13 protein-coding genes, 2 tRNA genes and 1 pseudogene are annotated in these 13912 nt (G+C 72.6%); 9 read left to right on the top strand and 7 right to left on the bottom strand.

The window, feature by feature from the left end:
- Window positions 1-6 precede the first annotated feature (6 nt).
- Window positions 7-1410, top strand: coding sequence for an amidase (locus tag ACZ619_RS14800; RefSeq protein WP_469598575.1), 1404 nt, complete (start codon window positions 7-9; stop codon window positions 1408-1410).
- 7 nt (window positions 1411-1417) lie between these two features.
- On the opposite strand, the gene ACZ619_RS14795 is transcribed toward ACZ619_RS14800, so the two are convergent.
- Window positions 1418-1912: a DUF3830 family protein gene (locus ACZ619_RS14795; protein ID WP_469598573.1), complete on the bottom strand. Its 495-nt coding sequence runs from the start codon at window positions 1910-1912 to the stop codon at window positions 1418-1420.
- Window positions 1913-1959: 47 nt separating this feature from the next.
- Here ACZ619_RS14795 and ehuB point away from each other — a divergent pair, with 47 nt between their 5' ends.
- From ehuB to ACZ619_RS14765, 6 genes are all read left to right on the top strand, one after another.
- Window positions 1960-2877 (top strand): ectoine/hydroxyectoine ABC transporter substrate-binding protein EhuB, encoded by a 918-nt coding sequence (gene ehuB / locus ACZ619_RS14790; protein WP_469598572.1) that lies wholly within the window; start codon window positions 1960-1962, stop codon window positions 2875-2877.
- Window positions 2874-3590, top strand: coding sequence for an ectoine/hydroxyectoine ABC transporter permease subunit EhuC (gene ehuC / locus ACZ619_RS14785; protein WP_469598570.1), 717 nt, complete (start codon window positions 2874-2876; stop codon window positions 3588-3590). Before ehuB ends, ehuC begins: the two co-directional genes overlap by 4 nt.
- Window positions 3587-4237: an ectoine/hydroxyectoine ABC transporter permease subunit EhuD gene (gene ehuD / locus ACZ619_RS14780; protein ID WP_469598568.1), complete on the top strand. Its 651-nt coding sequence runs from the start codon at window positions 3587-3589 to the stop codon at window positions 4235-4237. The genes ehuC and ehuD overlap by 4 nt, the downstream gene beginning before the upstream one ends.
- A complete protein-coding gene (gene ehuA / locus ACZ619_RS14775) occupies window positions 4227-5009 on the top strand; it encodes an ectoine/hydroxyectoine ABC transporter ATP-binding protein EhuA (RefSeq protein ID WP_469598566.1) in 783 nt (260 codons plus the stop codon). Before ehuD ends, ehuA begins: the two co-directional genes overlap by 11 nt.
- Before the next feature lie 255 nt (window positions 5010-5264).
- Entirely contained in the window at window positions 5265-6023 is a 759-nt protein-coding gene (locus ACZ619_RS14770) for an IclR family transcriptional regulator (RefSeq protein ID WP_469598564.1), read from the top strand.
- A 262-nt stretch (window positions 6024-6285) separates the two neighbouring features.
- Window positions 6286-6362: transfer RNA gene (locus tag ACZ619_RS14765), tRNA-Lys, on the top strand.
- Here ACZ619_RS14765 and ACZ619_RS14760 read toward each other — a convergent pair.
- The 5 genes and pseudogenes from ACZ619_RS14760 to ACZ619_RS14740 form a co-directional block, all read right to left on the bottom strand.
- Window positions 6325-7981 (bottom strand): annotated as a pseudogene (locus ACZ619_RS14760) (long-chain-fatty-acid--CoA ligase). The gene ACZ619_RS14765 and the pseudogene ACZ619_RS14760 sit on opposite strands and share 38 nt — an antisense overlap.
- Before the next feature lie 60 nt (window positions 7982-8041).
- Window positions 8042-8506: a DUF3592 domain-containing protein gene (locus ACZ619_RS14755; protein WP_469598754.1), complete on the bottom strand. Its 465-nt coding sequence runs from the start codon at window positions 8504-8506 to the stop codon at window positions 8042-8044.
- 138 nt (window positions 8507-8644) lie between these two features.
- Window positions 8645-9250 carry a lytic polysaccharide monooxygenase auxiliary activity family 9 protein gene (locus ACZ619_RS14750; protein WP_469598563.1) on the bottom strand — a complete coding sequence of 202 codons (606 nt, stop codon included), beginning with the start codon at window positions 9248-9250 and terminating at the stop codon, window positions 8645-8647.
- 97 nt (window positions 9251-9347) lie between these two features.
- On the bottom strand, window positions 9348-10478 hold the full coding sequence (locus ACZ619_RS14745; RefSeq protein ID WP_469598561.1) for an SPFH domain-containing protein: 1131 nt from the start codon (window positions 10476-10478) through the stop codon (window positions 9348-9350).
- Window positions 10479-10562: 84 nt separating this feature from the next.
- The gene (locus ACZ619_RS14740; protein WP_469598559.1) at window positions 10563-11873 is read right to left on the bottom strand and encodes a peptidoglycan-binding protein; all 1311 of its coding nucleotides are present in this window, start codon (window positions 11871-11873) and stop codon (window positions 10563-10565) included.
- Between the two features lie 186 nt (window positions 11874-12059).
- Between ACZ619_RS14740 and ACZ619_RS14735 the strand changes: the two genes are divergently transcribed.
- Window positions 12060-12133: transfer RNA gene (locus tag ACZ619_RS14735), tRNA-Lys, on the top strand.
- 229 nt (window positions 12134-12362) lie between these two features.
- Here the strand turns inward: ACZ619_RS14735 and ACZ619_RS14730 are convergent.
- The gene (locus ACZ619_RS14730; protein ID WP_469598557.1) at window positions 12363-12884 is read right to left on the bottom strand and encodes a MarR family winged helix-turn-helix transcriptional regulator; all 522 of its coding nucleotides are present in this window, start codon (window positions 12882-12884) and stop codon (window positions 12363-12365) included.
- A 40-nt stretch (window positions 12885-12924) separates the two neighbouring features.
- Between ACZ619_RS14730 and ACZ619_RS14725 the strand changes: the two genes are divergently transcribed.
- A complete protein-coding gene (locus tag ACZ619_RS14725) occupies window positions 12925-13902 on the top strand; it encodes an EamA family transporter (RefSeq protein ID WP_469598555.1) in 978 nt (325 codons plus the stop codon).
- Window positions 13903-13912 lie beyond the last annotated feature (10 nt).

Here is a 13912-nt window from a genome sequence, read left to right as displayed (position 1 = left end):
GACCCCATGGAGCTCACCGACCGCACCGCCCGGCAACTCCTCGACGGCTACCGCCGGGGCGAGTTCGGGCCGGTGGCGGTGGTCCGGGCGGCGCTGGAGCGGGCGGCGCGGATCCAGCCGGAGGTCAACGCGTTCGTCCGGCTCACGGAGGAGGACGCGCTGGCGCGGGCGCGGGCGTCCGAGGAGCGGTGGCGGCGGGGCGAGCCGCGGGGGCTGCTCGACGGGGTCCCGGTGACCGTGAAGGACATCCTCCTGATGCGCGGCCATCCGACCCTGCGCGGCTCCAGAACGGTCTCGCCCGAGGGGCGCTGGGAGGAGGACGCGCCCTCGGTGGCCCGGCTGCGCGAGCACGGCGCGGTGTTCATCGGGAAGACGACCACGCCCGAGTACGGCTGGAAGGGCGTCACGGACTCCCCGCTCTGCGGTGTCACCCGCAATCCGTACGACACCTCGCGCACCGCCGGCGGCTCCAGCGGCGGCAGCGCGGCGGCGGTGGCCCTGGGCGCGGGTCCGCTCTCCCTCGGCACGGACGGCGGCGGCAGCGTGCGCATCCCGGCCGCGTTCTGCGGGATCTTCGGGCTGAAGCCGACGTACGGGCGGGTGCCGCTCCACCCCGCGAGCGCCTTCGGGACCTTGTCGCACGTGGGTCCGATGGCCCGGGACGCGGCCGACGCGGCGCTGCTGCTGGACGTGATCGGGGCGCCGGACGCCCGGGACTGGTCGGCGCTGGGACCGGCGCCGGGGTCCTTCCTGGCCGGGCTGGCCGGAGGCGTGCGCGGCCTGCGGGTGGCCTTCTCGCCGTCGCTCGGCGGCCAGGTGGCGGTGCGTCCGGCGGTCGCCGCGGCGGTACGGCGGGCGGTGGCGGGGCTGGCCGGGCTGGGGGCGTACGTCGAGGAGACCGACCCCGACCTCAGCGACCCGGTGGAGGCGTTCCACACGCTGTGGTTCGCGGGGGCGGCCCGGCTGACCCAGCGGTTCACGCCCGGGCAGCGCGAGCTGCTGGATCCCGGGCTGCGGGAGATCCGTACGGCCGGTGCCCGGCTGAGCGCGCTGGAGTACCTCGCGGCGGTGGACGTCCGGATGGACCTGGGCCGCCGGATGGGCCTCTTCCACGAGCGGTACGACCTGCTGGTGACGCCGACGCTGCCGCTCACGGCGTTCGAGGCGGGGGCGGAGGTGCCGAAGGGCTCGGGCCACCGCCGCTGGACGGGCTGGACCCCCTTCACCTACCCGTTCAACCTGACCCAGCAGCCGGCCGCGACGGTCCCGGTGGGCCGGGACGCCGGGGGCCTGCCGGTCGGCCTCCAGATCGTGGCCGCCCGCCACCGCGACGACCTGGTGCTGCGGGCGGCGCACGCGCTGTACGAGGCGGGGGTGGCCGCGGTGCCGGACCGCACGGTGGCAATCTGACGTCGGGCTACGCCCGGCGGAACGCCAGGGTCTCCCCCGCCGCCCCGGTGCGCCACAGGTCGTTGCAGGCCTCGGCCAGTTCCTCCAGACCGGCCATCACCTGGCCCCAGACGATGCCCGGCACCCACCCCACGTCGCCGTTGAGGAGCAGGTTGTTGCGTTCGTAGAACAGGGCCAGGTCGACCACGGTGGTGCCGGCGCGCACCTCGCGGTCGTAGCCGTAGGCCTTCGTGCCCAGTTCCGTTCCGGCGAAGGAGAAGTAGCACAGGTCGCCCGGGACGGGGGTGACGGTCGGGTTCTCCAGGGGCGGTTCGGCCGACGCGAATGGCGGGAAAAGCGCGTAGATCTCGTTGCGGGCGTACTTGGCGTGGTAGACGTCGCCGGCCAGCGGCAGGGCGTCCCAGACGGCGGCGCAGGTGAGCGGAGCGCGGTCGTCGAGGAGTCGGGCCCTGGCGGTGACCCCGCGGCTGACCAGCGAGACTTCGATGCATCGATTGCCCATGCAATCCATGGTGCATAAGTCGGTTGACCCCGGGTAGCCGCGCCGCCATGGCTCCACCACATGGGAACGACATACACACATCCGGGAATGAATCCAGACATTCTCGGCGGGCGGTGCTCGCGGGGGCAGCGGCCCTCGGCGCACTCGCCGCCGCCGGGTGCTCCCGGGTGGCCACCGCCTCCGGCAAGGACGGCGGTGACCTGCTGCAACGGCTGCGCGCCCAGGGTGTCGTACGGCTCGGGATCGCCGGTGAGATCCCCTTCGGGTACATCGACAGGGACGGTCATCTCACCGGTGAGGCACCGGAGTTGGCGAAGGCGGTGTTCAAGCGGCTCGGGGTGGACACGGTCCAGCCGGTGCCGACCGAGTTCGGTTCGCTGATTCCCGGACTGAATTCGCAGCAGTTCGATGTCGTGGCCGCCGGGATGTACGTCAACCCGGAGCGGTGCGAGCAGGTGATCTTCGCCGACCCCGACTACCAGATGCTCGACTCGTTCATCGTGCGCAAGGGGAACCCGAAGGGGCTGCACGACTACGAGGACGTCGTGGCGAAGAAGGCGAGGTTCGCCACCGGCACCGGGTACGCGGAGATCCGGTACGCGGTCGAGGCCGGGTACGCGGAGAGCGACATCCTGATCGTGCCGGACCAGGTCGCCGGACTGAACGCGGTGGAGGCGGGGCGGGTCGACGTCTTCGCCGGGACCGCGCTCACCACCCGCGCGGTCGTGAAGAAGTCCGCCAAGGCCGAGGCGACGGAGGCCTTCGCACCGCTCGTGGACGGCGAACCGCACGTGGACGGGGGCGCGTTCGCGTTCCGGTCGGCGGAGACCGGGCTGCGGGACGCCTTCAACGTGGAGCTGCGCAAGCTGAAGAAGAGCGGCGAACTGTTCCGGATCCTGCGGCCGTTCGGCTTCACCAAGGCCGAGATGACCGACCTGACGGCGAAGGAGCTGTGCGGCGGATGACCTCGGGACTGTGGGACCTCGTGATCAAGGGTGCCTGGACGACCGTGCAGCTGCTGGTGCTCAGCGGGGCGCTGATGACGGCGGTGGCCTTCGTGGTGGGCGTGGCCCGGACGAACCGGCACTGGTTCGTCCGGTTCCTCGCCGGTGTCTACACCGAGGTGTTCCGCGGCACCTCGGCGCTGGTGATGATCTTCTGGGTGTTCTTCGTGCTGCCGGTCGCCTTCGGCTGGCAGCTGGTGCCGATGTGGGCGGGCACGCTCGCGCTCGGGCTGACCTACGGCGCGTACGGCTCGGAGATCGTGCGCGGGGCGCTGAACGCGGTCGACCCGGCGCAGCAGGAGGGCGGGATCGCGCTCGGCTTCACGCCCTGGCAGCGGCTGCGGCTGATCCTGCTGCCGCAGGCGGTGCCGGAGATGATCCCGTCCTTCTGCAACCTGCTGGTCGAGCTGCTCAAGGGCACCGCGCTGGTGTCGGTCACCGGCATGGGCGACCTGGCGTTCAGCGGGAACCTGGTGCGCCTGGCGCTCCAGGAGAGCGCGCACATCTACACGTACCTGCTCCTGGTCTACTTCGTGATCGCGTTCGCCATCACGCGGCTGATGCGCGGGCTGGAGAAGCGGCTGAAGGCCGGGATCGGCAAGGACCCGGGGGACGAGCGGACGGCACGTGAGGCCAAGCGTGCGCAGACGACCGGGGTCGGTGGTGTCGCGTGACGTGGGACTGGAACGCCGTGCACGAGTTCATGCCGCATTTCTGGGACGGCCTGCTGGTCACCCTCCAGGCGCTGGTCCTCGGTTCGCTGATCTCGTTCTCGCTGGGACTGGTCTGGACGCTGCTGATGCGGACGCCGACCAGGTGGGTGCGCTGGCCGGTCGGCGTGGTGACCGAGTTCGTGCGCAACACCCCGCTGCTGGTGCAGCTGTTCTTCCTCTTCTACGTGCTGCCCGAGTGGGGTCTGACCCTGTCCGCGCTGACCACCGGTGTCCTCGCGATCGGCCTGCACTACTCGACGTACACCATGCAGGTCTACCGGGCCGGTATCGAGGCGGTGCCGGCCGGCCAGTGGGAGGCGGCCACGGCGCTCAGCCTGCCCGCGCGGCGGACCTGGTGCGCGGTCGTCCTGCCGCAGGCGCTGCGCCGGGTCGTGCCGCCGCTCGGCAACTACGTGATCTCGATGCTCAAGGACACACCGGTCCTGATGTCGATCACCGTGCTGGAGATGCTGGGCCAGGCGCGGCTCTTCTCCCAGCAGCACTTCCAGTTCACCGAGCCGGTGACGGTGATCGGCGTCGCCTTCGTCGTCATCTCCTACCTCGCCTCCCTCCTCCTGCGCACCCTGGAGCGTCGCCTTGTCCGTTGAGACCAGCAAGCAGCCGGCCAGGCCCGGCACCCCGGGCACCGATCTCGTCCGCCTGGAGGGGGTGAGCAAGCGGTTCGGGGACAACACCGTCCTCGACGGGCTCGACCTCACCGTGCAGGCGGGCCGGCACGTCACCCTGATCGGGCCCTCCGGGTCCGGCAAGACCACCATCCTGCGGTTGCTGATGACCCTGGTGAAGCCGGACACCGGCACCGTCACCGTCGACGGGCAGCGGCTCTTCCCGGCCTCCGAGAAGGAGCTGCGGGAGGTCCGCAAGCAGATCGGGATGGTGTTCCAGCAGTTCAACCTGTTCCCGAACATGAGCGTGCTGCGCAACATCACCGAGGCCCCGGTGACGGTGCTGGGCCTGTCCCGGGAGGAGGCGGAGGAGCGGGCGCGGGAGCTGCTGGACCTGGTGGGCCTCGCCGACAGGGCCGACGCCCGGCCGACCCGGCTCTCCGGCGGCCAGCAGCAGCGGGTCGCGATCGCGCGGGCACTGGCGATGCGGCCCAAGGTGCTGCTCCTCGACGAGGTGACCTCGGCGCTCGACCCGGAGCTGGTCGCGGGCGTCCTCGACCTGCTCCGGGACATCGCCCGCACCACGGACATCACGATGCTCTGCGTGACCCACGAGATGAACTTCGCCCGGGACATCTCCGACCAGGTCCTGATGTTCGACTCGGGGCGGATCATCGAGGCGGGCCCGCCGGAGCGGATCTTCAGCGAGCCCGAGCACGAGCGGACCCGGGAGTTCCTCGGCGCGGTGCTGTAGATATTTCCATCACGGCGCCGTAAAAGTTTCCCGACGCAGTCCCGTGGCTACAGGAAGTGAAGCCGCGATCAGACGAGGTCCGGCGGCCGGGACATCCCGCTGGCATATGCCAGCGGGTCTCTGTCCCAGCTCGGAGGGGTGCGTTCTCGCCAACACCCTCTCCGTTTCGGCTTCTTGCCCGTTATCGTGGAGAGGATCCGCCATCCGGAACGCGGCCAGACCGTAGAAGTGCCGAGCGAGCGCAGGGGGACCACCGTGGCGCTGAAGCACGAGCCGACCGCCCCGTACCACTCCGCCCAGGACGCCCTGCGCGTGCTGGAGACGGTGGGACGGCACTCCGCCGGCGTCACCGACACGGAACTGGCCCGCCACACCGGCCTCGCCCCCGAGCGGCTCACCCCGCTGCTGCGCATGCTGCGCCGCGAGGGCTACGTCGAGCAGACCGCCGACGGCGCCTACGTCACCGGCGAGACACTGCGCCGCCTCGGCTCCGCCCACGACCGGGAGCAGGCCCTCGGGGAGCAGCTCCAGCTGACCCTGGACCGGCTGCGCGACTCGGTCGGCGCCGCCGTCTACCTCAGCCGGTACGTCGACGGGGAGGTGCGGATCGGGCAGTACGCGGCCGGTCCGGCCACCCCCGCGGTCAACGAGTGGGTGGACTTCCGCTCCTCCGCGCACGCCACCGCGATCGGCAAGAGCCTGCTCACCCAGCTCGACCACAACGCCCGCCGCGACCACCTCTCCCGGCACAAGATGGCCCGCCTCACCTCGCGCACCATCACCAGCGACAAGCTGCTGCTCTCCCGTCTGGAGTCGCAGCCGCCGACGGTGCCGGTCCTGGACCTCCAGGAGTACGCGATCGGCACGGTGTGCGCGGCGGTGCCGATCACCGCCGGATCGTCGGTGGGCTGCCTGGCCCTGTCGCTGCCGGTGGAGCACGCGCACCGGCTGCGCCAGGCCGCCGACGCCCTCAACCGCGGGGCCGCACCCCTGCTGCTCTCGCTGGCGATCTAGTGCTGTGGCCGGAAAGGTTTACCGGAAAGCTCGCGGCGTCCGGTGCGGTGCATCGCAAGGCGGAGCATGGCCCGCGTACTGGATGTACTCGGGTGATGTGACAACGCGGCGAGGTGCCGTGCCGGGCGTCGCGAGCCGGTGAACCTTTCCGGTCGCAGCACCAGCGCCCGGACCGCTGGTCGGAAGCATCCTCGCGGACCAGGTAGTATTTTCCTCGTCGCCAGCCGCGAGAATGAAGATTCGAGCGGTCGGCGGGAGTCATGCGCCGCTAGCTCAGTTGGTTAGAGCAGCTGACTCTTAATCAGCGGGTCCGGGGTTCGAGTCCCTGGCGGCGCACCATACCGAAGGGCCCCTCGTCAGACGAGGGGCCCTTCGGCGTCCTCCGGGGTGAGTCTGCGGTAGGTCTGCTCCCCCGGGGGCCGCCACCAGACCGGGTCGGCGCACCGCACCCCCTCCTTCCTGAGCGCCGCGCGCTGGATCTTGTTGGTGGCCGTCACCGGCATCCGCTCCACCACCCGCACGAACCGGGGCGCCATCTTCGTCCCCAGGTCCGGCTGGGCCAGCAGGAACTCGGCGAAGTCCAGCGGCTCGAACCGGCCGGCGATCGTCGCCATCACCTGGTCCCCGGTCACCGGGTCGGGCACCCCGTACACCGCGACGGCCTCCGCGCCCGGGTAGCGGGCCACGATGTTCTCGATCATCGCGGCGGCCAGGTTCTCCCCGTCCACCCGGATCCGGTCGTCGGTACGCCCCGCGAAGAACAGATAGCCGTCGGCGTCCCGGTAGAACAGGTCCCCGGTCCAGTACCAGCCTCCCCTGCGCCGCTCGGCCTCCGCCTCCGGGTTGCGCCAGTACCCCTCGAAGGGGTTCGGGGCCCGGTTCACCAGCTCGCCTATCGCCTGCTCCCCGTTGAGCAGCCGCCCCCCGGAGTCGAAGACCGCCGTCGGGCACTCCCGGCCCGACTCCCGGTCGAGCACGGCGAGCCCGGGCGCCGCCCGCCCCACCGCCCCGGCCGGCGTCCCCGGCGACCACTGCACCGCCGCCCCGCCCTCCGAGGAGCCGTACCCCTCCACCAGCCGCACCCCGAACCGCTGCTCGAACGCCGCCGCGTCCACGGCCCCGGCCTCGGTGCCGAACCCGAGCCGCAGCGGGTTGTCCCGGTCGTCCGGCCGCGGCTCGGTCGCCAGGACGTACTGCACCGCCCGCCCGACGTAGGTGAAGTAGGTGGCCCGGTAGCGCCGCACGTCCGCCAGGAACCCGGACGCCGAGAACCGCCGCCGCAGCGCCACCCCGGCCCCGGCCACCAGCGCGGGCGCCCAGTCCGCGATCACCGCGTTGCCGTGGAACATCGGCATGCAGACGTAGTGCACGTCGTCCGGTCCGACCCCGAACTGCCCGGCCAGCGAGCGCCCGGCCGCCGCCAGCCTGCCCTGCGAGCAGAGCGCGGCCTTCGGGGCCCCCGAGGACCCGGACGTGAAGTAGAGCAGGATCCGGTCGGCCGGGGTGGCCCGCGAGGCGTCGGGACGGGCGCCGGTGTACGGGGCGAGCAGGCCGTAGTACTCCGGCTCGCCGGTCACCAGCACCCGCACCCCGGGCAGTTCGAGCCCGGCGAGCAACGGCAGGTGCGCCCGCTCGGTGACCAGGACGGCGCACTCGGTGTGCAGGATGTCGCGCGCCAGCTCGGCCCCCCGGCGGGTCGGGTTGACCCCCGCGACGGCGGCCCCGGCGAGCGCGGCGGCCCCCAGCCAGAGCGGGAACTCCGGGGTGTTGTCGAGCAGCACCCCGACGTGCGGGACGGCGCCCGCGGGCAGCAGGTCCGCCAGCAGCCCGGCCCGCGCCGCCGCGCCCGCGGCCACCTCGTGGTGCGTGAGCACCCGCTCCCCGCACCACAGCCCCGGCCGGTGGTCCCCCCACCGGGCGGCCACTGCCTCAGCGATCGTGCGCCCTTCGAAGGCCATGGCGACGCAGGTTAACTGACAACCCGTCAGATCAACACCCCGGCGGCCGGCATCCGGCGCTCACGGCCCGAAGTCCTGCGCCGCCGAGAAGGCGAAGTGGGCCACGACCATGAAGGCCACGCACCCGGTGGCGAACACCCCGAAGAACGCCAGCACGCACCCCGTCCCGGCGGCCAGCCGTCCCCGCGCCGGAGCGTGCGCGGTCGCCTCCTCGGGCACCCGGGGCAGGTAGTACACCGTCACGAAGTCGCCCTCGACGACGGTGGCCGCCCCGTTCTCCTCCTCGAAGCGGGCGGTGCGCCCCTCGGCCGTCCTGAACTCGTAGACGTGATGGAGCGTGGTCGTCACGGCCGTGTCCCCGCCGCCACCGCCGGTCGTCGTGAACGTCCGCAGACAGCGTGCCTCCGCGGTCCGGCCGTGACTCCACGCCCGGCTGATCGCCCGCGACCGCCTCAGCAGCCCCACCGCGCCGAACAGCACGGCGACGATCATGACGCTGGGGACGATGTAGAAGAACGCTTCCATCAGGCCCATGGGAATCCCCCGATTCCGAACGCCGGTCCGAATGACCGGTGTGGCGGGAACGTACCCCTTCGACCTGCGGCGGGTCCTCAAGCGGAGCTCAGATCAGCCCGGTGTTACGCACTCGTCGAACGGCTCCGGTCAGAACGTGACGTCCGAACAGGCGTAGAACGCGTTGCCCGTGTCGGCGATCGTCCAGACCGCGAGGATCACGTGGTGACCGCTCAGCCCCGTCGGCAGGGTGCCGCTGTGGCTGAGCGTGGCCGGCGGGCGCTGGCCGCCGTAGGGGACGGTGAGGAACGGGGTCGTCTGGAGGTCCGACCGCGCGAGGGCGTGGTTCTCGTTCCAGCCCTGCTTGGTGACGTAGTACTCGAAGTCGGTGGTCGCGTGCAGCGCCGTGAACTGCCAGCGGAAGGTGTACGACTGGCCACCGGTCACGCCGGTCGTCGGCCAGGCCCCGCCCGAGGGCGTGGTCGGCGAGCTGAGCTGGGCGAACCTGCTCAGCCCGCCGTTGCAGAGCTGCCCGTCCGCGGGTCCGGACGCCGGGAAGCCCTTGGGGCCCTCGACGCTCTGCGGCTCGTACTGGATGTCGCCGCAGCCGGTCACCGTGCCGTTCGCGCACAGCTTCTGCCGGCTGACGGGGAGGTCGGTGTAGCCGTGTCCGCTGGCGCCGCCGGTGGAGAGCGCGAAGGCTCCGGCGGTCGCCGCGCCGAGCACGACGGCCGAGATCTTGGTCCGTTTACGCATGCTGCCGCTCCTGGAGAACGTGGGGACGGTTCTATGAGCCGTGCAGGTCTAGACCAAGTCCCAGATTATTGCCGTCACTTGACCGTGTCCATCCCCGTCACGGCGCCGGCTCGGTCCGACCGGAGCAGAACGCCACCGTCAGGTCGCGCACCAGCACCTTGCGCTCGTAGTCGTCGAGTTCGACCAGGCCGCGCATGGTCAGCCGGGTCACCGTGTCCTCGACCGAGTCCACGACCGACGTGAGCGCGGTGGCCCGCTGCTGGGCGTCGAGCGCGGCGATCCGGCGGCGCCGCATGGCCGCGGCGACCTCCGGGGCGTACTCCACCCGGACCGGCTGCACGGAGAACACCTCCAGGCCGATCCCCGCCGCGTCCGCCGCGACCCGCCGGGTCAGCGCCTCGCCCGCCACCTCCACCGAGCCCCGGACGGTGCCCGGCAGCTCCACCGGCACCCGGGCCAGCGCCGCCTCCACGCACTCGCGCAGATAGGTCTCGTGGTCCTCGACCCCGAGCACCGCCCGCGCGGTGTCCCGCACCCGCCACACCACGAGGACGACGACCCGGAGCGCGACCCCGTTGCCGTCCGCCGCGGGCATCTCCTCGCTGCGCCAGTGCCGCAGCCGGACGTCGACCCGGCGGCGCAGGAACAGCGGGTTGACCCAGAGCAGGCCGGTGCGCCGTACCGTCCCCCGGTAGCGGCCGAACAGGCCGAGCACCCAGGCCCGCCCGGTCGCCCCGCGCGCGAGCCCGCCGAAGCCGAACACGCCGAGCGCGCCCGCTCCGGCGTACGCGGCCCACTGCGCCGGGCCGAGGCCCGTGCCCGTGTGCTCCGGCAGGCGCAGGGCGTGAGCCGCGAGCGGCGGCAGCACCCCCGCCCACCACGAGGTGGCGAGGCCGCCGGCCACCCCGCCCAGACCGGCGAGGACACCGGCCAGGCCGGGCAGCACCCGGGCGGGGTGCTCCGCGAGAGAGGGGTCGACGGCGGCCGCCGGACGGGGCTCGGCCATGACCGGGCGGCGCAGCCGGGGCTGTTCGCCGGTGCCCTGCCGGCGGCCCACCACGGCGGGCCGCAGCGGCACCGACACCGGGTCGGGGTCGTCGCGGAACAGCAGGTGGACGGGGATCTCGGTGGTGGCCTCGGTGTGGATCAGCCGGGGGGCCGGGCGGACGGGCGCCCCGCCGTCCATGGGCTCGTCCGAATCAGGGGTGTGTGCGGTGGTCGTACTCATGCCTGCCTCCAGCCTCCGCGCCAGATGCTTCATGGGTGTTCGTGGGGGGTGTCCGGACGCCCGGGTGACCGGACGTCCGCGTGCTCACAGGAACAGGCGGCGCCAGGTCTCCGGCCCCGGGTAGCCGTCGGCCGCGCCGCCGCGCCAGCCCTGGGCCCGCTGGAACGCCTCGACGGCCCTGCGGTCCGCCTCGCCCCAGGCCGGTCCCGGGCCGTCGGCGTAGAAGCGGCCGTAGCCCTTCGCGACCAGCTGCCGGCCCAGCCGGGTGACGTGGTCGTTGGTGGCGCCCGGCCGGAAGTAGTTCTTGCCGGGATAGCCCGGCACCCCGTGCGAGGCGGGGGCGGTGGGTGCGGCCGGGGCGGCCGGTTTGATGTTCTTGCCCTTGCCGGTGGCGAGGAGTTCCCAGGTGCGCGGTCCGGGCAGGCCGTCGGCGGCGGCGCCGGTCCAGCCCTGGGCCCGCTGGAAGGCCTGGGTCGCCCGCTGGTCGGCCGTGCCCCAGACCGGCCCCGGGCCCTTGGCGTAGTAGCCGCCGGCGCCGCGGGTGACGAGCAGCTTGCCGAGCAGGGTGACGTACTTGTTGTCCGCTCCCGGCCCGAAGCTGGCCGCCCCGGGGAAGGGCTCCGAGGTCCTGCCCGCGGTGCCGGACTGGGCGCCCGACGCGCCCGCGTCCGCGACCAGGCCCTTGTAGCGGTAGGGGACGTACTTGGCGGAGTTGCTCCAGTAGGCGTACGGCGTGGACTGGCGGCGGGTGCGCGGGGGTGTCTGCTCGTACGCCGTGTAGTAGGTGTGCGTGTAGTCCGTCCAGCCGCCGAAGATCACGACGTGGGAGCCGCGCTCGGGGTTGGCCGGGTTGTGGAAGAGGAGCATGTCGCCGGGTTGCAGCTCCCCCTTGGTGATCTTCGTGCCGAACTGGCCGAGGCTGCCCGTCCACTCGTTCCCGGTCAGCCCCCAGGCCATCGAGACGAAGCCGGAGCAGTCCTGGCGGTACCCGTCGGTCCAGTAGAGGGACATGCTGTACGGCACCTGGGCGGCGACCCAGGTCTTGGCGCGGTTGATGATCTCCGTGCGGCTGATGGGGGGCGTCTTGACCGGGCTGTGGGCGGGCTTGCCCGCCGGGCCGTGCAGAGGCGCCTTGCTGCCCTGCGGGGTGTCGGGCTCGCCGTCCGCGGGGGCGCCGGAGCGGTGGGGGGCGGGCGGGGTGCTGTGGGCGGCGGCCGGGGGGCTCGCGGCGAGGGCGGCGGACGCGGCGGCGGCCACGACCAGCACGCCCCTGGCCGCCGGGTGCCCGCCGAACCGGCCGGGCAGCGGGGAGGGGCCCACCCGGCGCCAGTGGACGCAGCCGGGGCATTCGCAGTCGTTCGCGGGGTCGAATTCCTCGAATACCGGGGCCGGCATGCGATTCCCCTCACACTTCGGGTGGGTATGTCCAGAACTGTGCACGTTGATGAGTTTCCCAACTGTCGCCCCGACGCGCATGCTGACGGTCCGAATGATGTACGGGGGCGGGCGAACGGGGGTCCCCCGGACGACCGGTGGTCGGGAGCACCGCCCGGGGTCGGGTAGAGTTCTCGATGTCAGCAGGCGCCGCTAGCTCAGTTGGTTAGAGCAGCTGACTCTTAATCAGCGGGTCCGGGGTTCGAGTCCCTGGCGGCGCACAGACAGCGGAAGGCCTCTCGCGAGAGCGAGGGGCCTTCTCGCATTCACCCCCTTCTGTCAAGAACCGACACGGTCGGCCCGAACAATTCCCATATGCCCGACAATAAACATGTGTGACCGATAAACAGCGCATTTCACATGCAAAGCGCCGGTGATTACGGACACTTGGGCAGGGTGGACAACCCCGGTTACCGGATCCGCGGGGAGAGGGCCGGCCCGGGCGGGGGGTCAGCCGGCGTCGGGGCCCGGCTCCTCCGTGCGGGACAGCCAGGCCGCGAGCAGCGTCTGGAGGGCCGCGGCCTCGGCGGGGCTCAGCGCGTCGAGCAGCCGGCGCTCATTGCGCATGTGGTCGGTGAAGGCGCGGTCGATCAGTTCGCGGCCGGGCCGGGTGAGGGCGACGATCCGGCCGCGCTGGTCGTCGGCGGAGCGGCGGCGGGTGACCAGTCCGGCCCGCTCCAGGCGGTCGACGCGCTTGGTCATCGCGCCGGTGGTGACCATGGTGTGCGCGGCGAGTTCACCGGGTGCCCGTTCATAGGGTTCGCCTGCCCGGCGCAGCGCGCACAGGACGTCGAACTCGCCCTCGCTCAGACCGTGGCGGCCGTAGACCAGGCAGAGTTCGCCGGTCAGCCGGTCGGCCAGGCGGTGCAGCCGGCCGATCACGCCCTGCGGGCCGACGTCGAGGTCGGGCCGCTCCCGGCGCCAGTCGGCCTGGATGCGGGCGACGTGGTCCATCGGTTCACCGTGTTCCATGACTCCCATATTAGCTTCCCCGGAAGTTATATTGTCTTCCATGGAAGCCAATTCCCGTTGGGTCGCGCTGACCGCCGTCGCCCCGGTGGCCTGGGGAGCCAACTACTTCGTCACGCACGAGTACCTGCCGGCCGACACCCCGCTGTACGGGGCCGCCCTGCGCGCGCTGCCCGCGGGCCTCGTCCTGCTGGCCCTGCGCAGACAGCGGCCGCACGGGGCGTGGTGGTGGCGGTCCGCGGTCCTCGGGCTGCTCAACATGAGCGTGTTCTTCGTCCTCGTCTACGCCGCCTCCCAGCTGCTTCCGACCAGCGTCGCCTCGACCGTCATGGCGGTGTCCCCGCTCACGATGACGCTCATCGCCTGGCCCCTGGTGTCCGAGCGGCCCCGGACCGCCCACCTGGCCGGCGCCGCGGTCGGCCTCGGCGGGGTCTGCCTCCTGCTGCTCACCGGGACCGAGGGGGTCAGCGCGGAGGGCGTGCTCGCCTCGGCCGCCGCCATGCTGGTCTCCTCCTTCGGGCACATCCTGGCCAAGCGGTGGAGCGCCGGCACCGACGTCCTCGCCTCGACCGCCTGGCAGCTCACCGCCGGAGGCCTCTTCCTGCTCCCGGTCGCCGCGGCGGTGGAAGGACCGCCGCCCGCGCTCTCCCCGACGGCCCTCCTCGCCTTCGGCTACGTCACCCTGGTCGCCACCGCGCTGGCCTTCGTGGCCTGGTTCACCGGGCTGCGCCACCTGCCCGCGGGGACGGTCGGGCTGATAGGGCTGCTCAACCCCCTCACCGGTGTGCTGCTCGGCACGGCGGTCGCCGGCGAGGTGCTGACGGTCCGGCAGACGTGCGGACTGGCCCTCGCCCTGGTGGGCGTCGTCCTGGGCCGGCCCACACGCGCGGGCCGGCCCCGAGGACGGCGGACACTCCCCGGGAGGTCCACGCCCCCGCCGGCTCCGGGGCGTACCGCGGCCACCGGTCCCCCGCCCGCGGCCCGTCCCCGCACGTCCCGTCCGGCTCCCCCGGGCACTTGACCCGCAGGTG

This window comes from Streptomyces sp. NPDC104367 (genome assembly GCF_055583825.1).
This window is presented reverse-complemented; position numbering and strand designations above follow the sequence as displayed.